At 52.6% G+C, this 25309-nt stretch carries 22 protein-coding genes; 10 read left to right on the plus strand and 12 right to left on the minus strand.

Annotated elements, in window-relative coordinates:
* Positions 1–79: 79 nt before the first annotated feature.
* The 3 genes from secA to ACSPJT_RS15985 form a co-directional block, all read right to left on the minus strand.
* Positions 80–3259 (minus strand): preprotein translocase subunit SecA, encoded by a 3180-nt coding sequence (secA, locus tag ACSPJT_RS15975; RefSeq protein WP_435893559.1) that lies wholly within the window; start codon positions 3257–3259, stop codon positions 80–82.
* Between the two features lie 96 nt (positions 3260–3355).
* Complete coding sequence (gene mntR / locus ACSPJT_RS15980) at positions 3356–3820, minus strand: transcriptional regulator MntR (RefSeq protein WP_435893560.1); 465 nt, start codon at positions 3818–3820, stop codon at positions 3356–3358.
* A gap of 51 nt (positions 3821–3871) precedes the next feature.
* Entirely contained in the window at positions 3872–4582 is a 711-nt protein-coding gene (locus ACSPJT_RS15985) for a hypothetical protein (protein WP_435893561.1), read from the minus strand.
* A 246-nt stretch (positions 4583–4828) separates the two neighbouring features.
* Between ACSPJT_RS15985 and ACSPJT_RS15990 the strand changes: the two genes are divergently transcribed.
* Positions 4829–5308, plus strand: a complete 480-nt coding sequence (locus ACSPJT_RS15990; RefSeq protein WP_435893562.1) for a PTS sugar transporter subunit IIA — start codon at positions 4829–4831, stop codon at positions 5306–5308.
* A 64-nt stretch (positions 5309–5372) separates the two neighbouring features.
* On the plus strand, positions 5373–7082 hold the full coding sequence (gene argS, locus ACSPJT_RS15995) for an arginine--tRNA ligase (RefSeq protein WP_435893563.1): 1710 nt from the start codon (positions 5373–5375) through the stop codon (positions 7080–7082).
* Positions 7083–7090: 8 nt separating this feature from the next.
* On the opposite strand, the gene ACSPJT_RS16000 is transcribed toward argS, so the two are convergent.
* Positions 7091–7762 carry a DUF6515 family protein gene (locus ACSPJT_RS16000; RefSeq protein WP_435893564.1) on the minus strand — a complete coding sequence of 224 codons (672 nt, stop codon included), beginning with the start codon at positions 7760–7762 and terminating at the stop codon, positions 7091–7093.
* A 201-nt stretch (positions 7763–7963) separates the two neighbouring features.
* Between ACSPJT_RS16000 and bioA the strand changes: the two genes are divergently transcribed.
* Both bioA and ACSPJT_RS16010 read left to right on the plus strand, forming a co-directional pair.
* On the plus strand, positions 7964–9265 hold the full coding sequence (bioA, locus tag ACSPJT_RS16005; protein WP_435893565.1) for an adenosylmethionine--8-amino-7-oxononanoate transaminase: 1302 nt from the start codon (positions 7964–7966) through the stop codon (positions 9263–9265).
* Positions 9266–9456: 191 nt separating this feature from the next.
* A complete protein-coding gene (locus ACSPJT_RS16010) occupies positions 9457–10449 on the plus strand; it encodes a 2-dehydropantoate 2-reductase (protein WP_435893566.1) in 993 nt (330 codons plus the stop codon).
* A gap of 7 nt (positions 10450–10456) precedes the next feature.
* On the opposite strand, the gene ACSPJT_RS16015 is transcribed toward ACSPJT_RS16010, so the two are convergent.
* Positions 10457–11524, minus strand: a complete 1068-nt coding sequence (locus ACSPJT_RS16015) for an alpha/beta fold hydrolase (RefSeq protein ID WP_435893567.1) — start codon at positions 11522–11524, stop codon at positions 10457–10459.
* A 226-nt stretch (positions 11525–11750) separates the two neighbouring features.
* Here ACSPJT_RS16015 and ACSPJT_RS16020 point away from each other — a divergent pair, with 226 nt between their 5' ends.
* Both ACSPJT_RS16020 and ACSPJT_RS16025 read left to right on the plus strand, forming a co-directional pair.
* On the plus strand, positions 11751–12068 hold the full coding sequence (locus tag ACSPJT_RS16020; RefSeq protein WP_435893568.1) for an HU family DNA-binding protein: 318 nt from the start codon (positions 11751–11753) through the stop codon (positions 12066–12068).
* A 1-nt stretch (position 12069) separates the two neighbouring features.
* Positions 12070–12486, plus strand: coding sequence for a SufE family protein (locus ACSPJT_RS16025; protein WP_435893569.1), 417 nt, complete (start codon positions 12070–12072; stop codon positions 12484–12486).
* A 29-nt stretch (positions 12487–12515) separates the two neighbouring features.
* Here the strand turns inward: ACSPJT_RS16025 and ACSPJT_RS16030 are convergent, their stop codons facing one another.
* The 5 genes from ACSPJT_RS16030 to ACSPJT_RS16050 form a co-directional block, all read right to left on the minus strand.
* Positions 12516–14513 carry an acyltransferase family protein gene (locus ACSPJT_RS16030; RefSeq protein ID WP_435893570.1) on the minus strand — a complete coding sequence of 666 codons (1998 nt, stop codon included), beginning with the start codon at positions 14511–14513 and terminating at the stop codon, positions 12516–12518.
* Positions 14514–14694: 181 nt separating this feature from the next.
* Complete coding sequence (locus tag ACSPJT_RS16035; RefSeq protein ID WP_435893571.1) at positions 14695–15624, minus strand: N-acetylmuramoyl-L-alanine amidase family protein; 930 nt, start codon at positions 15622–15624, stop codon at positions 14695–14697.
* A gap of 34 nt (positions 15625–15658) precedes the next feature.
* Positions 15659–16549 carry a glycoside hydrolase family 18 protein gene (locus ACSPJT_RS16040; protein ID WP_435893572.1) on the minus strand — a complete coding sequence of 297 codons (891 nt, stop codon included), beginning with the start codon at positions 16547–16549 and terminating at the stop codon, positions 15659–15661.
* Positions 16550–16599: 50 nt separating this feature from the next.
* The gene (locus tag ACSPJT_RS16045) at positions 16600–17550 is read right to left on the minus strand and encodes an N-acetylmuramoyl-L-alanine amidase family protein (protein ID WP_435893573.1); all 951 of its coding nucleotides are present in this window, start codon (positions 17548–17550) and stop codon (positions 16600–16602) included.
* 106 nt (positions 17551–17656) lie between these two features.
* Entirely contained in the window at positions 17657–18088 is a 432-nt protein-coding gene (locus ACSPJT_RS16050) for a DUF5069 domain-containing protein (protein ID WP_435893574.1), read from the minus strand.
* Positions 18089–18226: 138 nt separating this feature from the next.
* On the opposite strand from ACSPJT_RS16050, the gene ACSPJT_RS16055 reads away from it, so the two are divergent.
* From ACSPJT_RS16055 to ACSPJT_RS16070, 4 genes are read left to right on the plus strand one after another with little or no spacing between them, the layout of a single operon-like run.
* A complete protein-coding gene (locus ACSPJT_RS16055) occupies positions 18227–19075 on the plus strand; it encodes a phosphate ABC transporter substrate-binding protein (protein ID WP_435893575.1) in 849 nt (282 codons plus the stop codon).
* 12 nt (positions 19076–19087) lie between these two features.
* On the plus strand, positions 19088–19990 hold the full coding sequence (pstC, locus tag ACSPJT_RS16060) for a phosphate ABC transporter permease subunit PstC (protein ID WP_435893576.1): 903 nt from the start codon (positions 19088–19090) through the stop codon (positions 19988–19990).
* Positions 19987–20850 (plus strand): PstA family ABC transporter permease, encoded by an 864-nt coding sequence (locus ACSPJT_RS16065; protein ID WP_435893577.1) that lies wholly within the window; start codon positions 19987–19989, stop codon positions 20848–20850. The genes pstC and ACSPJT_RS16065 overlap by 4 nt, the downstream gene beginning before the upstream one ends.
* The gene (locus tag ACSPJT_RS16070; protein ID WP_435893578.1) at positions 20843–21604 is read left to right on the plus strand and encodes a phosphate ABC transporter ATP-binding protein; all 762 of its coding nucleotides are present in this window, start codon (positions 20843–20845) and stop codon (positions 21602–21604) included. Before ACSPJT_RS16065 ends, ACSPJT_RS16070 begins: the two co-directional genes overlap by 8 nt.
* 18 nt (positions 21605–21622) lie before the next feature.
* Here ACSPJT_RS16070 and ACSPJT_RS16075 read toward each other — a convergent pair whose 3' ends face one another.
* Together ACSPJT_RS16075 and ACSPJT_RS16080 are read right to left on the minus strand one after the other, a co-directional pair.
* On the minus strand, positions 21623–23611 hold the full coding sequence (locus tag ACSPJT_RS16075; RefSeq protein ID WP_435893579.1) for an acyltransferase family protein: 1989 nt from the start codon (positions 23609–23611) through the stop codon (positions 21623–21625).
* Between the two features lie 25 nt (positions 23612–23636).
* Positions 23637–25223, minus strand: coding sequence for an excinuclease ABC subunit UvrC (locus tag ACSPJT_RS16080; RefSeq protein ID WP_435893580.1), 1587 nt, complete (start codon positions 25221–25223; stop codon positions 23637–23639).
* Positions 25224–25309: the final 86 nt, after the last annotated feature.

The raw sequence follows: 25309 nt of genomic DNA on the forward strand, positions 1-25309 counted from the left end.
TGAATGATTGGAGGTTGTTAGGAGGGTTGACGGTGAATGCAAGCACTGACCACCGTCCACTTACTACCTACTACTGCAACTAAGCCTCACGGCCGCAGCATTTCTTGAACTTCTTACCTGACCCGCAAGGGCAATCCTCGTTGCGGTTGATCTTGGCCATGGGGCGGCGTTTGGGCAGGTTGATCTTGATTTGCTGACCGTCTTCCACTGGGGTCATTTGCAGATCCTGAGAGTTGCCGGTCTGGGCAATGTTCTCGTTGGTAATGGCTGGGCCGGCGTTGGCGTCACTGGTGAGGTTTTGCTGGCCACGCATGAAGTTTTCAAACTGCTCAAGGTTCGTGGTCGAGCGGAACAGGTTGCCGAGCGTTTCGCTCTCGATGCTGCCCATGAGGGTCTCGAACAGTGAGTAGGCCTCGTTTTTGTATTCAACCAACGGATCTTTCTGACCTTGGGCGCGTAGATGCACACCTTCGCGCAGAGCATCCATGTTGTAGAGGTGCTCCTGCCAGAGTTTGTCGATACCGGTGAGGATGATGTGGCGCTCAAGCATATCGAGCAGTTCAGGGTCCTCGTGTTTGATCTTGAGCTCGTAGGTTTCCTTGACTTTTTGCACCACGAAGTCGGCATTGCCTTGGGCATCACGATCGTGGAAGCCACTTTCCTCAAGGCTGAGTTGCAGCGGGAAGGTGGTGTTGACCCAGTTGAGGAGTTCGGCGTAATCAGGTGCTCCTTCATCGCGATCTTCCATGAAGCCCAATACGGCTTCGGGGATGGCGCGCTCGATAACTTCATCGATGAGTTCGCGTGGGTTCTCGGAGTTGATGACTTCGTTGCGGTAACCGTAAACAACTTCACGCTGCTTGTTCATCACGTCATCAAAGTCGAGAACGCGTTTACGCCAGGTGTAGTTCCGCTGCTCCACACGCTTCTGGGCGGTCTCCACGGATTTGTTGAGCCACTTGTGCTCGAGGGCCTCTCCGTCTTCCATGCCGAAGCGTTCCATCATGTTGGTCATGCGTTCGGCGGCGGCGAAGTTACGCATCAGATCGTCCTCAAAGGAGATGAAGAACTGGCTCATGCCGGGGTCACCCTGACGGGAGCAACGACCACGCAGCTGGCGGTCGACTCGGCGAGATTCGTAACGCTCGGTGGCGATGACAAAAAGTCCGCCAGCTTCAGGAACACCCGGGGCGAGTTTGATATCGGTGCCTCGACCGGCCATGTTGGTGGACACGGTGACGGCTCCTTTTTGACCGGCATTGGCGACGATCTCGGCCTCCTGACGGTGGAACTTGGCGTTCAGAATGTTGCAGGGGATCTTGGCGCGCTTGAGCATTTTTCCTAACAGCTCAGACGCTTCCACGGATGCGGTTCCTACGAGAACCGGCTGGCCGCGATCGTGCGCTTCCTGAATTTTGCTAACAACGGCGTTGTATTTCTCGCGACGGGTCTTGAAGACCTGATCGTTGTGATCGATACGGATGTTAGGGACGTTGGTAGGGATCGGGAGAACGTCGAGTTTGTAAATGTCATGGAATTCCGCGGCTTCGGTTTCGGCGGTTCCGGTCATGCCGGCAAGCTTCTCGTAAAGACGGAAGTAGTTCTGGATGGTGATGGTGGCGTAGGTTTGGGTTTCCTCTTCCACGTGCACTCCTTCCTTGGCTTCCACAGCCTGGTGAAGACCATCCGACCAGCGACGTCCGGGCATCTCACGGCCGGTGTTTTCATCCACGATGATGACCTTGTTGTCGGCGATGACGTATTCAACGTCTTTTTCGTAGAGACAGTAGGCTTTCAAAAGTTGGGAAATGGAGTGCATTTTCTCGCCTTGGGTATCGAGGCGGAGTTGCAGCTTTTCCTTTTTCTGAGCGCGCTCTTCGTCGCTCATGTTGAGATCGGCATCGATCTCGCCATAGGCTTCGCCGAGATCGGGGAGAACGAATGCTTCCGGATCATCCGGAGAGAGGAATTCGCGGCCCATTTCCATGAGGTCGGCATCGTGTGCCTTTTCATCGATGGTGTAGTAGAGCTCTTCCTTGATGGCGAAGAGATCGCGCTTCTGGGAGTCCTGATACATCGAGAGCTCGGTCTTCTCGATCAGGCGGCGGAGTTCGTGGTCCTCCATAGCACGCATCAGCTGACGATTGCGTGGGTTGCCTAGTTTGATTTTGAAAAGTGCGCGACCGGCACCGACTTCGTCACCTGCCTCTTGGCATTTCTTGGCTTCTTCGGCGAGTTCGTTGCAGAGCGTGTTCTGGCGTTTGACGAGCTGCTCAATGAGAGGTTTGTAGCGACCGTATTGCTCGGTGTTGGAAACGGTGGATGGTCCGGAGATGATGAGAGGGGTCCGGGCTTCATCGATGAGAATGGAGTCCACCTCATCAATAATGGCAAAGTAGTGGCCGCGCTGAACTTGCTCTTCCTTGGATGAGGACATGCCGTTGTCGCGGAGGTAATCGAAACCGAACTCGGCGTTGGTGCCGTAGGTGATGTCACACTCATATTTCTCGCGGCGCAGGTGCGGAGGCATCTGGCTCTGAATGCAGCCAACAGTGAGACCAAGGTATTTGAAAACAGCACCCATCCACTCTGAGTCACGACGTGCGAGGTAGTCGTTCACAGTGACCACGTGCACACCGAGGCCGGTGAGGGCGTTGAGGAAAACGGGCAGGGTGGCGACGAGGGTCTTACCTTCACCGGTCTGCATCTCCGCGATCATTCCACGGTGCAGGGCGATACCACCGATCAGCTGCACGTCGAAGTGGACCATTTCCCAAGGAAGCTGCTGGTCGCAAACTTCGATGCTTTGGCCGCAGAGACGACGGGCGGCGTTTTTGACCGCGGCAAATGCCTCGGGCATGATCTGATCAAGATACTTGGCGCGGGCACCACGGAAGTGATTTTCCTCGATTTCGCGGAAGGCAGCCTTGGCGGATTCGATGGAATCGACGCTAGTAGACGCTTTAGGCAGGCTGGGAAACTCATCGCGGAGAGAGTCGAGTCTGGCATTGACGGCATCGGCTGCGGCTTGCAGCTCATCAGGCTCCATGCCGGCAAGCTCACGCTTGGTGGCTGTTTCGAGCGGAAGGAAGCGATGAAGATGGGTTTTCCAACCGTCTACCTTGGCTCGCAGGGCTTCTTCGGACTCCCGCTGGAATGCCTCCTCGATCTCATTGATACGAGAAACGACAGGTCCGAGGCGTTTGACCTCGCGTTGATTTTTACTGCCGACGATTTTCTGAAGGGTCCACTTGAGCATTGTTGAAAAGGTAAAAGGTGCTGGAAATTGGGCGTTTTTATAGCGCTTCGCGGGTTTCCATACACCTGCTTAACTCAGATGGCAAGGGGGGATTGGTCATGTAATGCTGGCCGTCTCCGGGGGAGGCTCGGGCAGATTCATGCCAGCTTTGATCTCGGCAAGGATTTCAGGGTTCTTTTGGAGGTGGTCTGAGAGGGATTTGATCACTTCCAATGTGGGTCTGGAGACGTGATGTTCCATGCCTTCGACGTCGCGATAGATCGTGTCCTCATCGATCTCGAAGAGCTCCAGAAAGCGGGTCAAAGCCTGATGCCGGTCGATGATCGCCTTTGCGATGCGCAGTCCCTCCTCGGTGAGGGTGGTGCCGCGGTATTTTTCATGTTTCACCAGTCCCTCGGAGTCGAGCTTGAGCAGCATGTTGGTGACACTGGCCTGGGAAATGTTGAGTTTTTTAGAGATGTCGATGGGGCGTGCGTATCCCTTTTCCTCGATCAGATGGAGGATCTGTTCGAGATAATCGTCTCTAGCGGTCGATCCGCTGGTACGGTGGGACAAAGGCATGTTGGAGAGAGTCAAGATTCCAGAATCAAGAGTCAAGGCGCAACCGTGTATCTAGGGTTTCTTACCGGTGGATTTAATGATGTTAGGTCGATAGAGGTCTTTGTTAGATGCTTGGAACTCGGCCTTGAGGCGGACGTGGAAATGGGACAGGTCGCAAATTTCCCAGCCGGTGAAGGTCCATGCCTGATTGTTGCCATCGTGGCTGATGCCGATCAAGAGGTGAAGGGCGTCGTACTGGATCTTATTGGTATGTTCGCGAGGCTCGTAATAAAAGGTGCGCAGTGACGAGGAGCGGGATTTTTCTTCGAACAACTTCGGATCGAGATAGGCGCGGGTGACAGTGCCGTCCGCTGCAGTGTGGGTGATAAGCAGATCCGGGTAGCCTGAGCGTTGTTCGTTGCCCTTGGCGTTCTTTGGGATCTCGCAGGTGATATCGTCCTCGGCGTTGAGGTATTCAAGGATGCCGTCCTCAAAATAGCGTGAGGCCTCGTTGATCCGGCGGAGCTTTCTGACAGGGGAATCCTGAGCGTTGAGTTTCACGACCGTTGCTCGGGCTGCCGCATTCACTTTTTCCAACAAGACTGCGTGAGCGGAATTCTCTTTGGATAGAGGTAGCACCTGTTTACCCGTGGCGGAGTGAATGACCTCGGAGAAGGGGAATTTACGAGTCCCCAGGTCCTGAGCGAGAAGGATACGGATCAGTTGCGCAGTATCCGCTTTCTCAGGAGTGTCAGGACAGGCCGACGCAGGGGACAAATTCATAACCCCAATCAAAAAACAAAAGTGGACGATAAGATAGGGGCACATTTTCGACTTCATACCAAAGATCATGATGTGTGTATGGAGGAGGTCAACCGCTAAGCTGGGCTATGCAGGTTGTGGAGGGATACGTGGGCGAATCAAATAGACTTGCCAGCGGGTGTGCTTCGGGGTAATTGCCCCTCCCGCCAGTCGGCTTCTCCCCCTCTCCGCACTAGGAGACGAGGCTGGGATGGCACTACCACTATTATGAAATTGGCGAGTCTATTAACACCGCAACAGGTCATTCTTGATCTGAAAGGTGAGGTGTGTGTGGATGCGATATCCAATATCGTGGATCACCTGATCGAGAAGAATATGCTCTCGGCAGATCTGCGCGAGGAGGTCCTCAACGCACTGAAAGAGCGCGAACAGCAGATCAGCACGGGCATCGGTTCCGGCGTTGCTATTCCTCACGCTTTTTCTGATTCTGTCGATAGTGTGGTAGCCGCATTTGCCCGCTCCAAGGAAGGTGTGGATTTTGAAGCATTGGACAATGCTCCGGTGAACTTCATCATTCTTTTCGTGGTTCCCAAAAAAGATTACTGCATGCATTTGCAGACACTGGCGGCGATCGCCAAGATGTTTAATAATTGCGCCATCCGTGAGCAGCTCAGCGAGGCTGAGAGCGCGAAGGATGTGCTTGATATTTTTGCATCGCGCCCATCTCGTATTCACACTGAAAAGTGAATACCTGAGTCCAGGTGCCAGCTCCGTTTTTTCGGTTCATGTGTGCCCTATAGAATTTAGAACGATGATCGAGAAATTAGAAACATCCTTGCTCGCCGCGCTGAAAGCGGTGGGTGTCGAGCTACCTGAAAACTTCAGTGTGCAGGTGGACGCCTCCGCTGATTTGCGATTCGGAGACTACCAGAGCAACGTCGCCATGGTGCTCGCTAAACGCATCAAAACCAACCCGCGCGAACTCGCTACCAAACTGGTGGAGGCGCTTGATCTCGGTAACCTCGCGACGGCAGACATCGCAGGGCCTGGGTTTATCAATTTCAAAATCAAAAACGAAGCCTGGTCTCAGCGTGTGGGTCAGTTGTTAGGTGATGATCGCCTTGGCGTGCCACTTGCGAGCCCAGCCCAGACCATCGTCGTCGATTTCTCAGCACCAAACGTGGCGAAGCCAATGCACGTCGGCCACATTCGCTCTACTATCATCGGCGATAGCTTGGCGCGCATCGCTCGTTTTCTGGGACACAAAGTGATCACCGATAACCACATCGGCGACTGGGGCACGCAATTTGGAATGATCATCCACGGCTGGAAAACGGTCCTCGACCAAGACGCGCTGGAGTGCGACCCGGTGGCCGAGCTGCTGCGCGTCTACCGCACCGTCAACGGACTGTGTGGCGACGATGAAAAAGTGCGTGAAACCTGCAAACAAGAGCTGGTCAAACTCCAAGCAGGTGACCAAGAGAACCTGGAAATCTGGGAGAAGTGTGTCGAGCTTTCCAAGGATGGTCTGCAGGGGATTTATGACCGCCTCGATGTGGAATTTGATTTCTGGTATGGCGAGAGTTTTTACAACGATCGACTCGCGCCACTTGTCGACGAAATGTTAGAAAGTGGTGTTGCGAGAGAAAGCGAAGGTGCCGTCTGCGTCTTCTTCGACGGTGATGCCAAGCTGGGAGATAAACCTACAGTTGTTAGGAAAGCCGACGGAGGTTTCCTCTACGCCACCACTGACCTCGCCACGATCGATTTCCGGGTCGAGGAATGGGATGCCGATCAGATCTGGTATGTTGTGGGAGCTCCCCAACAGCTTCATTTCCAACAAATTTTCGAAGCCACCCGCAAGCGCGGATTGAGCCCTGAGATGCAGCATGTTTCCTTCGGATCCATTCTCGGAGAGGATCGCAAGCTGATGAAAACCCGCAGCGGCGATAACGTGCAGCTTGTCGATGTTCTCGACGAAGCCGTGGAGCGCGCGGGTAAAGTGATCGAGGAGAAAAATCCCGACATGCCTGCTGATGAAAAACATTCGGTGGCTGAGATCGTCGGTATAGGATCGGTCAAGTTTGCCGAACTCTCGCAGCACCGGATGACCGACTACGTGTTCAGTTGGGATCGCATGTTGGCGCTTCAGGGCGACACCGCACCTTATCTCCAATACAGCTGCGTGAGGGTGCGTTCGATTTTCCGGAAACTGGATGATGGGGTGAAGCTGGATATCGAAAAAATCGCCATCACCGAGGAAGCCGAGATTCATCTGGCCAGAACGCTGGTCCGCTTCGGTGCTGTGGTTCCATCCTTGCTGGATGATTTCCGCCCGAATCTGCTGGCAAATTACCTGCTCGAACTCGCCAAGGCATTCCACTCATTCTTTGAAGCCTGCCCGGTTTTGAAATCGGAGGGTGAAACGCAAAACACCCGCCTGGTGCTCTGTGAGCTTACCAGCCGGGTGTTGGTTAAGGGTCTTGGTCTGCTCGGGATCGAAGCTCCCGAGAGAATGTAGTTCAGACGTTATCTGCGGCTACGACCGCCTGGAAAGAAATCCTTCGCTTCTGGTTTCTTTCTCTCGACCGAGTTTCCACGAGATCTACTCGAAGTGCTAGGAGTCACGCGTGGTTGCTTGCGGGAGACCACCATGTTGGTGTTCCTAGGCGAGCTGATCTGTGGTTTGACACCACTTCTGATACCGGGGTTGATGCTGGTATGGCCACGACCACGGTAGTCTGAGCGACCGCGATCATTTGATCTCCAGCTAGGCTTGGAACTTGGGTGGTATGAACTAGGTCTGGAAACTCGGTAATACTTGCCGTCGCGACGTTGATACCAACTGTTGCCATGGCTGTAGTAGCGAGATCCTCTGATCGTGTGGCTGCGGTAGCCACTCGGAAGATGGCTGATGTGGCCATGTCCTGAGTGATGCCCACCAAGTGAGCCACGGTAACCGTGTGGTCGCGAACAGCGAATGTATCGGCCGTTACTTCTACGATACCATACATTGTTGTGGTAGTAGTAGGGATTGCCGCTGACGTGAACGGTTTGGTAACCATAGGGTAAAGAGCTTACATAGCCTCCCGATGAATAACCGGAGCCGTATGTGCCGCCGTAATACACTCCTGGGTCGCAGGAAGGCAGAGTCAGCGGAATAATGGCCGCGGAGGCCAATAGGAGTAGTTTTGTTTTCATATCACTAACATAGACGTCTAGATTTGGGTAAAATTCAAACTATTTACCAAATAATGTGATTTTATCCTCCAGCCAGCGTCGTCCGAATACTTCATTAAACCATACCGAAAATCACGGTGGATCGAGGAGGCTGACTGCTTACGAATGCTTGTTGTCTGCCCAAGTCTTGCCATCTGTGACGGCTTGTGACCAGATGAGGGCGTGGACACGGACTATTGGATTGCAGCGGATAAGGAACATTGCTGGCACCCGTTTACCCGCCAGTCTGAGTGGGCCGATAGTGAGCCATTGGTGCTGGTCGATGGCGAAGGGGTGTGGCTGACCGATTCCGAAGGTAGGAAATACATCGATGGCAATGCTTCCATCTGGACCAATATCCACGGCCACAAGCATCCCGTGATCAACGAGGCAATCAAGGCCCAGCTGGATAAGGTCGCTCACACCAGCTACCTCGGGTTTTCCAATCCACGCGCAAGTGAGCTGGCTGAAAAGCTCTGTGGATATTTTGCAAAGGATACTCTTAACCGGGTGTTTTTCTCGGATGATGGGTCGACGGCCGTGGAGTGCGCTGTGAAAATGGCGATCCAATACCGATTCCAAACCGGGGCGCCTGAGAGAACCGAATTCATTGCTTTTGATCAAGCTTACCACGGAGACACAATGGGTGCGGCTTCACTTGGAGGCGTGGGTGCGTTTTTTGATCGATTCAAAAAATTTGGGTTTCCCGTGACCCATCTGTCCGGTCTCGGCGAGCTAATAACGCTGAACAAAGACCAAATTGCAAAGACGGCGGCGGTGATCATTGAGCCGTTGGTGCAGGGGGTGAATCAAATCCGCCCGTGGCCGGAAGGCATGTTGGCAGAAATCCGGCGATGGTGTGACGAGCATCAAGTGCACCTCATCCTCGACGAGGTGATGACGGGATTTGGAAGAACTGGAACGATGTTTGCCTGCCAACGCGAGCAGGTGGTTCCCGATTTTCTATGTTTGGCCAAAGGTCTAACAGGGGGGTATTTGCCATTGGCCGCTACGATGGTTCAATCGCAAGTGTATGATGCCTTTCTGGGTGATGCGGACAGGGCGTTTTACTACGGCCACAGCTACACCGCGAACCAGCTGGGCTGCGCGGCCGCGTTGGCCAATTTGAGTATCTTTGACCAAGAGCAAACGTTACTGAAGTTGCCAGAGAAAGTGGAACTCCTGAAAGGCTTGTTAGCTGATCTGGCAGACCGACATCCGATGATTTATGAAGTACGCCAATGCGGCATGGTCGTCGGGGTTGAACTGCGTGGCGCGAACGGTAAGGCGTTTGATGTTTCCCCCCGAGTGGGGGAAAAGATTTGTCTGTTAGCCCGTGATCATGGGCTGTTAACACGAGCGATACTCGATACCATTGTGTTACTTCCACCACTGAGTATCACTGCGGATGAAATCCGCCAAATGTGTGAAGCTCTTGGTTCCACGCTAACAGATTGGACAAAAAAGAACCTGCCCTCCCATTAAAGGAGAGCAGGCAATTGGGTAGATGAGTGTGTGTGATCGTGTCGCCATCTTGATACCCTTGTGCGAACAATTAACTCCTACATCTTAAAAGACGGAAATCAAAGTGTTATTACCATGTATCGACATCCAAACGTATGTTTTTCAACTCCGCACTGCCGTCATGCTGTGGAAGAAAATAGTCATCCAAGCCTATGACAAGTAACAAGAAGGCCAATTCTACCGATCCTTTGACGGAGCCATGGCATATCAAGAAGGTTGCCATCGTAGGCTCTGGCGCTGTCGGCAGCTATTATGGAGCGCGGCTTGCTAAGGCGGGTCTGGAAGTCGTGTTCTTACTACGCAGTGACTACAGCCATGTTTCCGAACATGGGATGAAAATTAGCAGTGTTGCCGGTGATTTTGAATTACCTCAGGTCAATTGCCGGCGAAGTAGCCGTGAAATAGGCGTCGTGGATTTGGTCATTATTGCATGGAAGACCACATCTAACAGTCAGTATTTCGATGTGGTAAGTCCTCTGGTCGGGTCGCAGACACGAATTCTAACACTTCAGAATGGTTTGGGCAGCGCGCATGAGCTTTCCAACTTGTTTGGTGCTTGGCGCGTTTATGGCGGGCTTTGCTTTGTTTGCATCAACCGGCTTGGTCCGGGGCAAATCAGTCACACTGCATCCGGCCTGATCCGGGTGGGGAAATATCTCGGTCAAGAACGGCGGCTGACCCAAGATGAACGAGTGGAGCTAGATTATTTGGTAGCGTGTTTGAGCAACGCTGAGATTGATTGTGAAGGCGTCTCCAGCTTGGAGCGTGCGCAGTGGATGAAGCTGGTCTGGAATATTCCATTCAATGGACTCGCGATCTCGGAGGGAGGTATAGATACTAAAACTTTGTTAGCCATGCCTGGAATGGAACAACGGGTTCGGCGTATTATGCGCGAAGTTCAGCAAGTGGCCGCGTCCTTGGGACACTCGATCGAAGACTCATTCTTAGACTCTCAAATCGAGGTGACGCGCCCCATGGATGCGTACAGGCCCTCTAGCATGATCGATTACGTTGAAGGTCGTGCCGTGGAGGTTGATTCAATATGGCGCGAGCCAGTTAGGCGAGCTCACGAGGTGGGAGTTCCCGTGCCGGAAATAGAGACATTGCTCCAGGAGATCGAAACGCGATTATCAGAGCGGGAATAGTATCCCTTCAGCGTTGAAATGTTTCTGTTAGCACCTGTCGCATCGCCGCTTGAAAAGCAGCAGGGTTCCCCATGTGCAGAGCATGGTCCGAGTGGGGGAATTCGATGAAGGTCTTACCTCGCGGGGCCTTTAAGTTGTCGTGGAATCGCTTCATCAGTTCCGGACTCAAGATCGTATCATATTTCCCTGCTAGAAAATACACTGGGACATCGACCCGGCTCACGTGTTTTCTAACATCAACTGTGTAGAGCATGTCTTCCAAGGCGAGTTTGGAGAATTTACTCCCCTTCAAAATACCAAAGAGTTCGTGCAGACAATAGTCGTCTGAACCGAGTGCGATCATGGCGTATTGTTTGATTCCGATGGGTTGGTTGATTTTGTCTCTGACAAGGCCAGCTGCTATGTCATTGATCCGTGTCTCCACATCGTGATCCGGATAGGGCGGGGGATTGGTCTTGGCGAGATATTGTAAGGCTGTTTTGTTCTTCTGCTCTTTGGCCAGTCGCCGTATCCGCGTATCCAATATTTTTTCCGATTCGGGAATGTCTACAAACTGACTGATTCCAACGTAGGCATGATAGAGCTCAGGTGATTTTGCCGCCGCTTGAATACCCACGAGTGAACCAAAGGAAAACCCAGCCAAGTAAATTTTCTTCTGCTGAAAACGTGTCGTTAGATAACGACTAAGCTCAAGCGTATCTTGGATGAACTGATCGATGGTCATTGAGTCCATGGGAATGTCTTTGTGGTAAGATTTGCCAGCTCCGCGCTGGTCCCAGTGCACTACGGTGAAGTCGCGCTGAAGCCCTCTGTTGAGGTGGGCAACTGGCATCTCGGGAATCCCCGGGCCACCGTGCAAAAATAGCAGCACCGGATTCGTGTCGTCATTTCCACGAATTGAAATCACCTGCGGCTGACCACCGAGCATGATCGTTTCCAGACGTTGAATCGACCGGTCCTGCGCTTGTGGCAATGCAGCAGTCGTTTTACCGGCGGACGATGGTGGATTGGCGCAGCTTGAGAGTAAAAATAGGGCGATCACACATGTGAAATTGAGGAGTAACAAGCGTGACATGGGGGTATGAAACACCAGATTTCGGGTTTATTCCATGAATCATCGGCCATTCGTGGACTTGAGAAGTGACGGATTTGAAAAAAAGCGGGCCCGAAACCCCCATTCCTTGGGAATGTGCATAAGATAGAAGCATTTTTTTCGGGACAATTTCATCGGTCTATGGTTTTCCCAACCCCGCACAGGCGATGCACACGCCTGATGCTAATTCATTCATTATCTGATACTCATGGAAACAATTACTAAACGCGATCTGGTCACCAAGCTCAGCAATAAAACCGGCCTCGGCCAAGCTGACGTCCTCAATGTTCTGGAATCTCTGCTCGAAACTGTCACCGGCGAGCTTGCCCAAGGAAATACTGTGGTCATCCGCAACTTTGGCTCATTTCAAGTGCGCGAAATGAAAGGTAAAGTCGGCCGTAACCCTAAAAACCCAGGTCTCGACATGAAAATCCCACCACGCGCTGTGGTGAAGTTCAAGCCTGGCAAGGAAATGAAGGAGAAGGTTGCCCGCATCCTTCCCGTGCTCCAGCAAAACGCTAGCTAATATGGGAATCGAGGCAAAAAAGGCAGAGCTACTGGAGGAACTTGGTTTTTTCCACGACTGGACCGAACGATACGAATATGTCATCGGTCTCGGCAAGTCCCTGCCTGCAATGCCCGAGGAAAACCAGACGGCTGACAAGCTTATCAAAGGTTGTCAGTCGCAAGTCTGGCTCGATGCCAGCTTCTCGGACGGCCTGATGCACTATCAGGCCGATTCCGATTCACTCATCACCAAGGGCATGATCGCCCTCTTCGTTCGGGTGCTCGATGGTGAGACACCCGATGCCATCTTGAAGGCTGACATGTCCTTCATCGATCAAACCGGCCTCAAGGAGCACCTAGCACCCACACGTGCCAATGCTCTGAACCTGATGGCCACCCAGATGAAACAGCGCGCCCTTGAGCACGCAGCGGGCTAACAGCCGTGCCTTGAAAGCCCGGCTCTATGTCAGTGGCGAGGGCGGTGCTGTTCGACGATGGATTTGAACATCGGTTCGAAAATCGGAGCCAGCAGGGTGCTACCATAGTCCGAGAGGTGATCGTCATCGCGGTAGAGTGATTTGCCGTCTTTCTGCAGGCGGTAGTGTTGGTTTTCCATTTCAAAGACCGGTAGGGGATCGATGATGTGCACCTGCTCGGAGGCCTGTGCGTCGATCACTGAATTGACAAATGCCTGACGTTTCTTGTGCTCTGCAATCGTGGAGCCCAAGGTGGCGATATCGCGATCCAGCATCACGGCACGGGCCAGACTTTCGTGAGGATGGCGATCGTGGTAGGGCACTTGTTTCATGATCCAGACCTCCACTCCTGCCTCCCGCAGGCGCGCGACAGTGCTGGCCATGTGAGACTGGAACACATCTTTCGCGGATGAGTCGTCTTCTTCAGTAGCCCCACGTTGCCGCATGAGCGCATGGTTGGGGGTTTCCTCGATGTAGGCTCGCCAGCGAGACACGAGAACAACGGTTCTGATCTTGTTTTCCTGAATGAACTTGAAAACCGCATCGTTGTATTCGGCGGCGTTTTTCAACATCGGTTCGAGACTGACATCGAGCAGTGGAACGTGTGAATCACGGGTGGCGATGTAGATGTTGACTTGGTGTTGGTCGCACAGCTTGCGAAACATCGGCGCGAGCACCCTGCCATGGCTGTCGCTCCAGACCAAGACGGGTAACACCGGCGTGCCGTTGTCGGCCGGGTTGACGGTGGGTAGTGTGCCTTCCTTGGTGACAGCGCGTGTTTGTTGGATGGGGAGTTCCTCCTGTCCGGCCTTCGCATAGGTTTGCGCCTGCTGGCTAAGTCGCGAGGGAAAACCGTTGGTGGAGATCACTACCGAGGCCATAAGCAGCAGGCAGGCCGTGGTGACGAAGAAGAATGAAAAGACCTGATTGCGGTTTTTCAGCGTCGATTTGCCACGGAACGGATTCTCGACGAATTTCCAAGTCAGCGTTGCCAGCACGATGCTGATTACCACCATGGAAATTCTGACTGTTAGAGATGTTTCATCGATGGCCAGATGGCGCGCATAGACTAGCAACGGCCAGTGCCAGAGGTAGAGTGAGTAGGAAATTTTTCCGATGAAAACCAGCGGGGGCAGGGCGAGGATCCGACCACAGAAGGTGGGTTTGTTTTGATTGGAAAAAAGCAGCAGTGCGGTGCCCAGACACGGCGGCACGGCGGCCAGTCCGGGAAACGGCGTAGCGTGATCGTAGTAAAAAACGGCAAAGCCGATGAGTCCGATTCCAATGGCACTCAGGATTTCGTTCAGTCGTGGCCCGCAGGTCCGCGATGTGCCGGCCAGAGCCAGCAGGCTGCCTGTGAGTAACTCCCATGCACGCGCCGGCAGGAGGAAGAAGGCGGAGTCGGGGGTGGTCCGGGTGGAGTGAATGCTCCAGAGAAATGACAACACAAATATTGTGCCTAGCAGCTTGATGGCTGTGCCTGAACTGGTCCGTTTCCTACCCATGGCAAAAACCAACAGCAGCGGCAGAATGAAATAGAACTGCTCTTCGACGGCCAGCGACCACGTGTGCAGCAGCGGTGCGAACTCCGCTGAGGGCGCAAAGTAGCCGGACTGATCCCAGAAGTAGAAGTTCGCCGCCATCATCGTCTGCGCAGCGGCTGATGAGCCAAGATCGATAAACTGCTGCGGGAGCAAAATGAAAGCACCGGCGACCAAGGTGCAGAACACAACAACTGCAGCAGCGGGTATGATCCGGCGGATGCGGCGTTCCCAGAAGTGCAGCATCGAAAACTTCTGTTCGCGGATGTCCTTGGCTATGATCGAGGTGATCAGGAAACCTGAAATCACAAAGAAGATATCCACTCCCACATAACCTCCGGTAAAACCCAGACCGGCATGGAACAGCAGCACCGGCACCACAGCAATGCAGCGCAGGCCATCGATGTCCGGACGGTAGGAAAGTGATGGTGATTTGTTAGTAGTCATGGATGACAAGTGACGGGGCTATTTTGGCACTGATGCATAGACTCGTGCAGCACACTCTAGGAAACAGCGCGCCATTGAGCAAGCAACGTAGGACAGTCTTTTCAGGCTGTCGGCAAGCCAAGGCATAATCATCCTCTGATTGCCTAGCTCACCTAGGTTGTCGCCAGCGTGCAAAGCTAGCCTACTTGGTCACCGCGGAGCGGTAAACATTGATGCCGTTCACAATACTCTCGACGAGTATTTTCTGGAAATCATCAGCGGTCACCATCGCGGCTTCTTCTTTGTTGGTCAAAAATCCGGCCTCGATCAGTATGGCTGGGTGTATGCAGCCATTGAGTACATTGAAATTAGCGCTGCGTATGCCTCGGTCTTTAATGTGACCCTTACCCAGCGAAAAGATCGCCCGTGAGTGGACGGCTGTGGCGAGAGCGACACTGGCGGCATGGGTGTTTTTGCCAGGAATACGGCGGCTCAAGACGTAGGTTTCAAATCCCTGAGCGTTGGGATTTCCAGAATTGAAATGCAGCGAAATGAAGACGGCGTTCTCATGAGCATTCGCCATTTGCACCCGATCAGCTAGAGGAACAAAGATGTCTTCTTCACGTGTCATGATGACGGTGTAACCCTTTTTTTCCAGCAGCGGCTTGAGCTTTTTTGCCAGCTTCAGCGTGTGTTTAGCTTCCTCACCGGCGGAACCTTGGTCTTTGCCTCCATGACCGGCATCGAGGATTACGGTTTTGAATTTCCCGGCATTCTTAATGAACTTCGGACGTAAGATGGGGTCGATCAAGGCGCTCAAATCAAATTGGGAAACGAGATACCCGTCATCTTTTTTGACCAGCGGATGGGTGAGCACGAATTTTACGCCATTGAAATACGCAGCACGAGTTTCGGTACGAAAAATGGCTTCAACACTTCGGCTGCTCAAGGTCAGAGTTTTGGCTTCATCTTGAATCTGCAATTGGGTGAAACGATAAAAGGTTTTCACCTGATCCAGCGGCACATAATTGTGGTCTCCGATTTCAGTGACCTGCCATTGGAATTTGTCAGCAGCGGCTATCTGGGTAGCCAGCGATCCGGCGAGGAGTAACAAGAGGATAAAGAATTTCATGGGATGATGTTGTATCGTCTTTAGAAGGTATGATTTATTTCAACAAGGGAAGAAGCGCGGCTTCACCTCTAGCGTCCTGACCAATCTCCCAGACGATCAGACCGCGCAGTTGATGACTAGTGACCATTTCTTTTTTGATACGGCATGATCTGGGATTGTCATAGAAAAATCCTCCTGCAGTTTGTGATTGCTGAACAGCTTTCCCATAGATCTGAAAGAGCTCTGCGTAAGTTTTGACTTCGTTGCGGTTTTCCATTTTTCTGCCGTAAAATGCGACGCCGATACATAGCTTGTTCGCAGGCACACCACGCTTTTTCCACTCTTGGATGGCTGTCTGTGCCACGGTGGTATCGCAGTGTTTTTTTCCAGCGTCGTAAGTCATGAGGTGGATGCGATCTAGCTGCTTGACCACCTCGTTCGGAATAAGGTGACGTGGATGAACCGCCACCGACCAGATGAACGGCCTTGCGCCCATCGCCTTTTTACCAGCTGCGATCAGCTTGCCAAGGTCATGCCATTGCTGCGCGTTCTTAGGATATTCCCAGTCGAGATCGACACCATCAATATCGTATTTCTTGGCAAATTTAGCCAGAGTCTCGGCGAAGGTGACTCTGGATTGCTCGGAGGAAGTGACAGCTGGGAAGTGTTCGTCTTTTTTCCAGCCACCAAGGCACAAGATGAGGCGAGTGTCAGTACCTTGCAGTCGGGATTTAATGGTTTTAAGATGTTTGCTTGCCACTGGCGACATCGTGATGGAGCCATCGGCAGCGAGCGTGTTGCCGAAGTAAACAACATCTGTGCAATGTTTCATCGACGCCAAAGTCTGGTCGCTGACCCGATACTCGGGGAGATAACCAATGACCTCATGAGCCATCACCACAGCCTGTGTTAGAATCAGTGAGATGGTCAGAAATAGAACTTTCATGGTGCTACCTTCTATCTTTCGTGCAGTTGTCGCAGGCATCACGCTAGCTGCTATCGGAGGGTGTTTTTAAAGACGTCTATACCTCTGACGATGGCAGAAGCTAGGGTGTTCTGATAGATCGGATCTTGAATATGTCCGGCGTCAACCTTGTTACTGAGATAACCACCTTCGATGAGAACGGTGGGGTGCTTGATGTTCATAAAAACGTTGAATCTGGCACGACGAATGCCGCGATCAGGCATTTCGAAGTTGTTGCCTTTTGGGTTGTTCAAATACAGCAATGCACGCGAATGCATGGCCGTGGCGAGGGCGATGTTATCAGCATTGTTATTCATTCCCTGGCCGTTGAGGGTGCTCGGTATATAGGTTTCGATGCCTCTTACTTGCTTGGGGCCGGCGTTGAAATGAATCGAGACAAAGACCGCGTTGTTTTTCTTGTTAGCTAGGCGGATGCGTTCGGCAAGCGGAACAAAGTTATTTTTCTCTCGGGTTAATGCAACGGCATAACCCCTAGCTACTAACATCTTCTTGATCTGCTCTGCCAGAATCAGAGTGTATTTCGCTTCGAGGCCGGCAGCTCCTTTGTCATGGCCTCCGTGACCGGGATCGAGGATCACCGTCTTGATATTTTCCTTTTGAAGTTTTGGGGGCTGGGGCTTTTGTGGCCGGAGGACTGGATCCAACAGTGTGGTGAGATCATGCTGTGATAAAAAATATTTGCCATTTTTGAGAATCACCGGCTCGGCACTGAAGAACTTCACCCCGTTAAGCCGCACCTCGTGTCCTCCCACGGTGAATGCAACTTTGACCGAGTTATTTTCCAAGGTGAGCTGCTTCTGTTGCATCTGCATCTGGTCAAAACCATAGAACTGCTTTACTTGGTCTATCGGCACGTAGGGCACGCCGTTGATTACTTCCGGTTTCCATGGAAGCGCGGCAGGGTTACCCTGTGCAAAAAGTAAGCTGGTGAACGTGAGCAGGCATAAGATGGATCTCAACATGCTAAGAATCTGACCGTTGCGAGAGCTTTGGACAATGCGAAAATAAAAACGCCGGTGGAAGGTCGCGACCCTCCACCAGCGTGTAGTTAGATTCTAAGAACGAAACTTACTTAATGACGGACTTGTGGAACTCGTCCCAGTCGTCGAGGTTGTTCAAGTTGATAGCATCGCGTGGCTCACCGTCTGGTAAGCCAACGTTGCTGAGGATTTCCTGACGGGTTTCATCCTTGTGGATGTAGCCAGTGATGGCGGCGTTGAGCTCGGAGATGGATTCGGCATTCACTTTGCTGCCATTGGCTTGAACCCACTTCTCACATTCGACGTAGGTAGGTTTGGTGGCAATGAATTCGAGGAAGGCGTCGCGATCCAGGCCTAGGCCGTCGAGCACCATCTGGTCGTAGCCTTGGCCGCAGCCAGGGTAGCCATCGGCGATCTTGCCGGCGTTTTCGAGAGAGGCTTTCTGCCAAAGGCGTGGGAGGTGAAGAACGCCAAGTGGGCCGGCTGTGCCGGAGCTGATAAGTGGTACGATTTTGCTCATAGTGGTCGGAAGCTAATCGTCGGTTTCCCAATTGCAAAGAGTAAAGGTTCTGATTTTTGCTATGGATCCGACACATGTGTGTCAGGATAGCTGATAGATTACTGGGAATAACATCTATTATCCGGCCTCGTACATTTTATGCACCGTTTCATAACGCCGTTTTTTTTGATTTCAGGACTGATGATGAGTTCATGCTCTGACAAGAAGCCGACACTGAAAATCACTGGGTCCACCACGGTGAATTTAGCCGTGGCCGAGGCCGCTGAAGCGTTGCGCGGTGAGAGTGATACCAAGATTTTTGTCGATACCCAAGGTGGCTCCAGTGGCGGAATTACTGCCATTGGTGAGGGCACTGCCGATATTGGCATGGCATCCAAACCACTGACCAAAAGTGATCGCGATCGTTTTCCCGGAGTAGATCTGAAGGTGACTCAAATCGGCGCCGATGCAGTGGCTCTTGTGGTCAACGCTGATGTCTGGAAAGGAGGAGTCAAGTCGCTGACCAGAAAACAGGTGCAAGCGATCTACGAAAAGAAGATTACAAATTGGAAGGATGTCGGCGGCGCTGATGAGGCGATCGTGTTCTATAACAAAGAGCCCGGCCGCGGCACTTGGGAAGTCTTTGCCAATTATGCATATGGCAGCGCAGATAAGGCCCCAGAGGTGAGCCATCCGGAGGTAGGGGCTAACGAGGAAACACGCACCAAGGTGGCGACCACTCCTGGTGCGATCAGCCAGCTATCGATGGCGTGGGCCGATAATGAAACCGTCTATGCTCTCAATCTAACTGACAATGATGATGCCTCTGTCGCCGCCACCGGATCCAACATTGCCTCTGGAAAATACCCAATGAGCCGACCTCTCAATTTGATCACTCGGGGGGAGCCTACAGGCAAGGCTAAGGTGTTGGTCGACTACATGCTCAGCGAGCCGGGGCAGAAGCTGATGGAAAAACATGGCTACTTACCGCTCAGCAGATTGAAATAGCCAAACACATCCATGCGACCCCCATCTTCCAAGAAGTCATTCACTCTGGTCTCCTGCTACATCGGCAGCGGGGTGATGGTGCTTTTTATTGTGCTGATGCTGGCGGCTTTTTTGATCCATAGTCTTCCAGCATGGCGTGGTGGTGTCTGGGATTTGTTAGCGGGGACGGAGTGGTATTACCGCAGTGAAAAATTTGGTATGCTCTCGATGATCTACGGCTCGGCTGTAGTCAGTCTCATTGCGATTCTCTTTGCGGCACCCTTGGGCATCGGTGCGGCGGTTTATACGGCAGAGATTGCTGGCCACCGCTGGCGGATGATTGTCAAGGGGATCATCGAGTTGTTAGCCGGTGTGCCTTCGGTCATTTACGGTATTCTTGGTATTCTTTTTCTGCGTGAGTGGGTCAGAAGAGGTTTTGATCTCAACACGGGCGATACATTGCTAACAGCAGGGTTGCTGGTAGGTGTGATGATTCTGCCGACTGTGGTGACTCTCTGTGATGATGCTTTGCGTGCAGTGCCTCGCATTCAGCGCGATGCTGCGCGTGGCCTTGGCATGACCCGTTCTGAAATGATATTTTCCGTGCTGGTTCCTCAAGCTGGATCAGGAATGATGGCTGCCGTTTTGTTGGCGCTCGGGCGTGGTGTGGGCGAAACCATTGCGGTGATGTTGGTGGTGGGCCGACAAGATAACCAGCTACCTGCATCGATCGTTGATTTTGATAAAATTTTAGAACCAGGCCAAACGTTGACATCCAAGTTAGGCGGCTCCGAGGTGAATATTGCCTTCGGCGACCCCGGACACTGGGGCGCGATCACAGCTCTGGCATTGGTGCTTTTGTTAGGTGTGATGGTGATCACTGTATTGGGCAGGTTTCTTGTTCACTATGCTGAAAAGAGGGGAGGTGTCTCGTGAAACTATCTTCATCTAGACGGTTGAAAAACCGAATCGCCACAACGCTGTTTTCTGCCTGTGCATTGTCCGGAGTAGTTCTGTTTGCGGTGTTATTTTTCGCGGTGGTCGGTAAGGGAATCGGAGCTCTGAGTTTCGACTTTTTGAGCAAAGGAATGGAGCAAGCGGGTGCTTCAGGGGGGATTCTAATGAACTTGTTAGGCACTGCTATTTTGCTTGTCACGGCAGCTATTGTGGCGGTTCCCATATCTACAGCGCTGGCCTTTTTGGTTCGGTATTTCCGGAAGCGCGACAAGCTGTCCGGGGCTTTGGAAATGTTGCTCTACATTCTCAATGGCGTGCCATCGATCCTCTTGGGCATTATGGGGTTTATTCTTTTTGTCCGAGACTTGGAAATGGGGAAATCTTGGCTCACAGGTGGGGTTTTGTTAGGCATGATGATTGTGCCTACGATCACCGTGGTGTTGATCGAACGGATTTCCGCGATCCCATCGGCCTACATCGAATCGGCACGGGGCCTAGGTATGAATAAAGCGCAGGTGGCGTGGACGGTTGTTCTGCCACGCTGCTGGAGTTCCATCTTAACCGGCCTTCTGTTAGGGCTGGCTCGTGCCGCAGGAGAGACTGCCCCAATTCTTTTCACAGCCACGGTTTTCTCCGGTGCTGGATTGCCTGAGGGCATTAAGAACTCGCCGGTGCTGACACTGCCGTATCATATTTTTGTGCTCGCCCAGGATTCCTTGGAATCAGCCAGCGGTAATCTCTGGGGCGCGGCCCTGGTGCTTTTATTGCTGGTCTTTGCCATGAGCATGCTAGTCTTACCAATACGCTTGAAAACCCACGACGAATCACGCCATGCATAAAGAAAACAAATACGCCAAACTTCATCGCATCGATGAACAGGCTCCAGTTAACTCCATCATCGAGGTGCGAGATCTTTGTGTGAGTGCGGACAAGGTCTGTATTTTCAACAAGGCGACACTTGGATTTGAGAGGAACACAGTGACCACGATCACAGGACCGTCAGGAGCTGGAAAAAGCACTTTCTTGAAGTGCCTGAACAGGTTGATCGATTTTACACCGGAGCTGCAAGTGATCGGCGATGTCTTGCTCAATGGGATGTCGATCAGGTCCAAAGACGTCGATGCTGACGAGCTGCGTTCTCGAATCGCCACCTTGTTCCAGCAGCCCGTGATTTTTCCAGGCTCCATTGCGAAGAACGTGCTTTTTGGCATTCGCCACCAGCCGGGCTATGATAAAAAGGAAGCGGAGGAAATTGTAGAGACCGCACTTAAGTCAGCCGCCATCTGGGAGGAAGTCAAAGACAGACTAACAGCACCCGCATCTCAGCTGTCAGTTGGGCAGCGTCAGCGTCTTTGTCTGGCCCGTATTTTGGCTATGGAGCCTGATGTGATCTTGATGGATGAACCGACGAGCGCCCTCGACCCCAAGGCCACCGCAGCCATCGAAGAACTTATTCAGCAGCTGAAGGGGAGCCGAACCATCATCATGGTCACTCACGATGAGGCTCAGGCCGGACGCGTAGCGGAAAAAAACATCTGCTTCACGGTGACCGATGGAGCTTGTTGCATAGAAGCTGGAATTGCAGCTTCCTGATGATGGTTGCGACTTCTGTTAGGGTGCGGGTTTACGGTAAGTTTTAGAAAATTTCTCAAAGATCGGATCGAACAATGGCTGAAGTTGGAGGCTGCCAAATCCTGAAAGATGGTCTCTGTCTCGATAGAGTGATTGCCCGTCGAGTGCGATCCGGCAAAGGTTATTCTCGGTGAGAAAAACAGGCAGTGGATCGATGACGTGACAGTTTTTAGAGGCTGTGGAGTCGATCACGCCATTCACGAAGGATTGATTTTTCGTGTGCTCCTCAAGAGTCACGCCCATTGTGGTAATATCGCGGTTGAACTGTACCGCGTGAACCAGAAGCTCAGGTGGGTTCCGTGGTTGGACAGGGACCTGTTTCAAGATCCACACCGTCACCCCCGCCTTGGTGAGAGTATCGATGGTCGCTGAGAATCTTGCTTTGAAGACTTCGGTGGATGGTTTGCCCGGTGCATCCGGGTCGCTCATACCATGAGTCCCTCTGGAGGTTCGGGCATAGGCTGCCCAACGGCATACGAGGATCACGTGTTTGATCTGATTTTTTTCGATAAATTGGAAGACTGCCTTGTTGTAGCGCTTCACGTTCCTACGCTCTGGGTCGACATCGACACCGAGTATGGCCGGGTGGGCATCTCGTACCGAGTAATGAAAGTTCACACGGTGCCGCTCAGCGAGTGACCGCATCAGTGGAGCGAGACTGCGGCAATGACTGTCACCCCAGAATAAAACCGGAAGCTGGGTTTGATCCGATGAGACGGGTAAAATGGTCGGGAGTTTACCTGATGTCACAACGGACTCGGTGCGGTTGAGCATTTTTGCCTCGGCGGCTTGAGCGTAAACTTGCGCCTCTGGACTTAGCCGTGAGGGGATTCCCTCTGCTTGGTAAATACCGGTGCCGATGAGAATAGGTAGCAGTGTGCCGACGACGCCAAACCGGGCGATTTGTTTTCTGTTCCGGCAGATTGATTTCGTGCGGAACGGATTCTCTACATACTTCCATGTTAGATAGGCAAGAATAAAGCTGGCCAATACAAGCGAAAGCCGAAGAGTGAGTGATGGTTCAGACACGGACAGATGACGGCCATAAACAAGTAGCGGCCAGTGCCACAAATAAAGAGAGTAGGAAATTTTGCCGACAAACACACATGGTTTCAATGCAAGTAGTTTGCCTGCTGTGGTAAGCATCGACTGGTTAGAAAAAATGAGTAACACGGCACCCAGGCACGGTGGAATAGCTGCGAGTCCGGGAAACGGTGTCTCACTCGTCATGAAAAAGACGGAGCCTAGGATTAACAAAACCCCGGCGATACTCAGTAATTCGTTCCATTTTGAGGAGAGTGGTTTTTTCAACGGAACGAGTGCTAACAGCGAGCCGGCAAGTAACTCCCAAGCACGGGTAGGTAGCAGGAAAAAGGTGCTCGAGGGATGATGCTCGAGGTTATAAACACTCCATGCGAGTGAGATCACAAAAATCAGACTGAGCACCTTGAGTGCCCTAGCAACACGGCCGGAATTCCCCCGCATCAGCCAGACCATCAGCAGAGGCAGGATCAAGTAGAACTGCTCCTCCACCGCGAGCGACCATGTGTGCAGAGTGGGAAGGAATTCCGAGGCGGTGGCGAAGTATCCATCCTGCTGCCAGAAGTAGAAATTGGAAACCATCAGCGCCTGCGCACAAGCGGCTTTCCCAAGGTCTTCAAACTGGCCTGGAAGCAGTATGAAGGCTCCTGCAATCAGCGTGACCAGTAGCACCAGCACCGAGGCTGGGAGAATTCTGCGAACACGGCGTTCCCAGAAATGGGTCATGGAAAAGCAATCATTTCGGATATCCTTGGCTATGATTGATGTGATCAAAAAACCTGAGATAACAAAAAAGATATCAACACCGACATAACCACCGGGAAACCCGAGGCCTGCGTGAAAAAGGATCACTGGGATAACGGCAAGGCTGCGTAATCCGTCGATGTCAGGACGATAGGAGAGGGAGTGTGTAGGAGTGGATGACATGAAATGTAAGGGCTCGCTCTGGTTGTCAGGCTGAACGGTTCAGCCAGTTTTGCATCTGTTCTGCGGTTTTCTTACCGATACCTGGGACGGATTCCAGTTCTTTGACAGAGGCTTTGCGGATTCTTTTGACACTGCCGAAGCGGCGCAAGAGAGCTTCCTTGCGGTTGGGTGACATTCCCGGGCAGTCATCTAACATGCTCTCGCGCACACGGCGACGGAGTAAGAGTTCGTTGTAGTTGTTAGCAAAACGGTGGGCTTCGTCTCGTATGCGTTGAAGCAGCTTAAGCGCTCCGGTATCGTGGGGTAGAAGCAATGGTTCGCTATTGCCGGGGCGGAAAATTTCTTCGTGCTGTTTCGCCAAGCCGATCACCGGCAGGTCATGCAGGCCGAGACGTTGGAGTTCTTTGACGGCCATGCCGAGCTGGCCTTTGCCACCATCGACGATGACGAGGTTCGGTAAGTGAAGTGGTGACTTACCCTCGCGCGCAAGCCGGCGCAGGGCCTCGAGTGGCGACTCTTGGCTGTCGTCAGCTTCGGACTCATTACCAATTCTGTTTTCTAACAATATTCGTGAATAGCGTCGTCTGACCACTTCAGCCATGCTTGCGAAATCGTCTTGGCCTTGCACGGTTTTGATGCGGTAGCGGCGGTAGCCTTGGTTGTCCGGAGCACCATTCACGAAGCGGACCATAGAGGCGACGATGTGATTGCTGGAAACGTTGGAAATATCAAAACACTCCATGATCTCCAGCTTATCGGGCAGACCGAGTGCGTCCTGAAGTTCGATAAGGTCTTCGCTAGGATTGACGGTGCTGGGAACTCCGCCGCGCCCACGCGAAAAGTTGCGAGTCGGGCTAAGGGTTTTCTCCAGATTGCCGATGATGTCACGCAGGCGGGCGGCTTTTTCGAACTGAAGTTTCTCCGCAGCCTTTGCCATGTCGTCTTTCAAACTCTGGAGACGTTCGCGTTTTCCTTTTCCTTCTAACAGGCTGACAGCCTCCATGACTCGCGCGTAGTAATCTTCTTGCGAAATCTTGGCAACGCATGGCGCGCTGCATTTACGAATGACGTCGGCATGGCAGTGGCGGTAGTCGTTTTCCCCAGGAAACCGAGGCCGGCAAGTGCGCAGTCCGAACTCGCGGTTGATCCACTCGAGCGTCGCCTTCAGAGCCGAGGCGTGCACGAAGGGGCCGAAGTAGCGTGCGCCATCGTCTTTTTTCAGACGGGTCAGCATGAAACGCGGTAGGGGCGTGTCCAGCTGCACCTTGACCATGTAAAAGCGTTTGTCGTCGCGCAGACTGACGTTGTAGCGCGGGCGGTATTCCTTGATCAACTTGCTCTCAAGAATGAGGGCTTCCTGCTCGTTGCGCACGATCTGGATGTCAAAATCGCAGATGCTATCGATCAGGGCGCGGGTTTTTAGATCTGCCCGCATCTTGCGCGAGGGCATGAAGTAGCTGCCGACGCGCTTTTTCAAATCGCGAGCCTTACCGACGTAGATAATGCCGCCGAGCCGGTCTTTCATCAGGTAAACTCCCGGCTTGTGCGGGGTTTCCTGCAGTTTCTTTTTCACCTCGGGCGTGCTCATCGTAGGATCGGGCGAAAGCATCATTCTGGATACTGAATAAAGCAAGTGATATGAGCCGGATTGCTACTGGTGTCCTGCATTTGTGCACTTCCATTTGCCGCTTCTCAAGG

The sequence above is a fragment of the Oceaniferula spumae genome (assembly GCF_042849255.1).
GTDB classification, from domain to species: Bacteria; Verrucomicrobiota; Verrucomicrobiia; order Verrucomicrobiales; family Akkermansiaceae; genus Oceaniferula; species Oceaniferula spumae.

Excerpts from the sequence above, each read along its gene's own strand:
- ACSPJT_RS15990 (WP_435893562.1), top strand. The coding sequence starts at position 4,829 with ATGAAATTGGCGAGTCTATTAACACCGCAACAGGTCATTCTTGATCTG.
- ACSPJT_RS16055 (WP_435893575.1), top strand. The coding sequence starts at position 18,227 with ATGCACCGTTTCATAACGCCGTTTTTTTTGATTTCAGGACTGATGATG.
- pstC (WP_435893576.1), top strand. The coding sequence starts at position 19,088 with ATGCGACCCCCATCTTCCAAGAAGTCATTCACTCTGGTCTCCTGCTAC.
- ACSPJT_RS16010 (WP_435893566.1), top strand. The coding sequence starts at position 9,457 with ATGACAAGTAACAAGAAGGCCAATTCTACCGATCCTTTGACGGAGCCA.
- secA (WP_435893559.1), bottom strand. The coding sequence starts at position 3,259 with ATGCTCAAGTGGACCCTTCAGAAAATCGTCGGCAGTAAAAATCAACGC.
- mntR (WP_435893560.1), bottom strand. The coding sequence starts at position 3,820 with ATGCCTTTGTCCCACCGTACCAGCGGATCGACCGCTAGAGACGATTAT.
- ACSPJT_RS16045 (WP_435893573.1), bottom strand. The coding sequence starts at position 17,550 with ATGTTGAGATCCATCTTATGCCTGCTCACGTTCACCAGCTTACTTTTT.
- ACSPJT_RS16070 (WP_435893578.1), top strand. The coding sequence starts at position 20,843 with ATGCATAAAGAAAACAAATACGCCAAACTTCATCGCATCGATGAACAG.
- ACSPJT_RS16020 (WP_435893568.1), top strand. The coding sequence starts at position 11,751 with ATGGAAACAATTACTAAACGCGATCTGGTCACCAAGCTCAGCAATAAA.
- ACSPJT_RS16030 (WP_435893570.1), bottom strand. The coding sequence starts at position 14,513 with ATGACTACTAACAAATCACCATCACTTTCCTACCGTCCGGACATCGAT.
- ACSPJT_RS16080 (WP_435893580.1), bottom strand. The coding sequence starts at position 25,223 with ATGATGCTTTCGCCCGATCCTACGATGAGCACGCCCGAGGTGAAAAAG.
- ACSPJT_RS16000 (WP_435893564.1), bottom strand. The coding sequence starts at position 7,762 with ATGAAAACAAAACTACTCCTATTGGCCTCCGCGGCCATTATTCCGCTG.
- ACSPJT_RS16040 (WP_435893572.1), bottom strand. The coding sequence starts at position 16,549 with ATGAAAGTTCTATTTCTGACCATCTCACTGATTCTAACACAGGCTGTG.
- ACSPJT_RS16075 (WP_435893579.1), bottom strand. The coding sequence starts at position 23,611 with ATGTCATCCACTCCTACACACTCCCTCTCCTATCGTCCTGACATCGAC.
- ACSPJT_RS15985 (WP_435893561.1), bottom strand. The coding sequence starts at position 4,582 with ATGAATTTGTCCCCTGCGTCGGCCTGTCCTGACACTCCTGAGAAAGCG.
- ACSPJT_RS16015 (WP_435893567.1), bottom strand. The coding sequence starts at position 11,524 with ATGTCACGCTTGTTACTCCTCAATTTCACATGTGTGATCGCCCTATTT.
- ACSPJT_RS16025 (WP_435893569.1), top strand. The coding sequence starts at position 12,070 with ATGGGAATCGAGGCAAAAAAGGCAGAGCTACTGGAGGAACTTGGTTTT.
- ACSPJT_RS16050 (WP_435893574.1), bottom strand. The coding sequence starts at position 18,088 with ATGAGCAAAATCGTACCACTTATCAGCTCCGGCACAGCCGGCCCACTT.
- argS (WP_435893563.1), top strand. The coding sequence starts at position 5,373 with ATGATCGAGAAATTAGAAACATCCTTGCTCGCCGCGCTGAAAGCGGTG.
- ACSPJT_RS16035 (WP_435893571.1), bottom strand. The coding sequence starts at position 15,624 with ATGAAATTCTTTATCCTCTTGTTACTCCTCGCCGGATCGCTGGCTACC.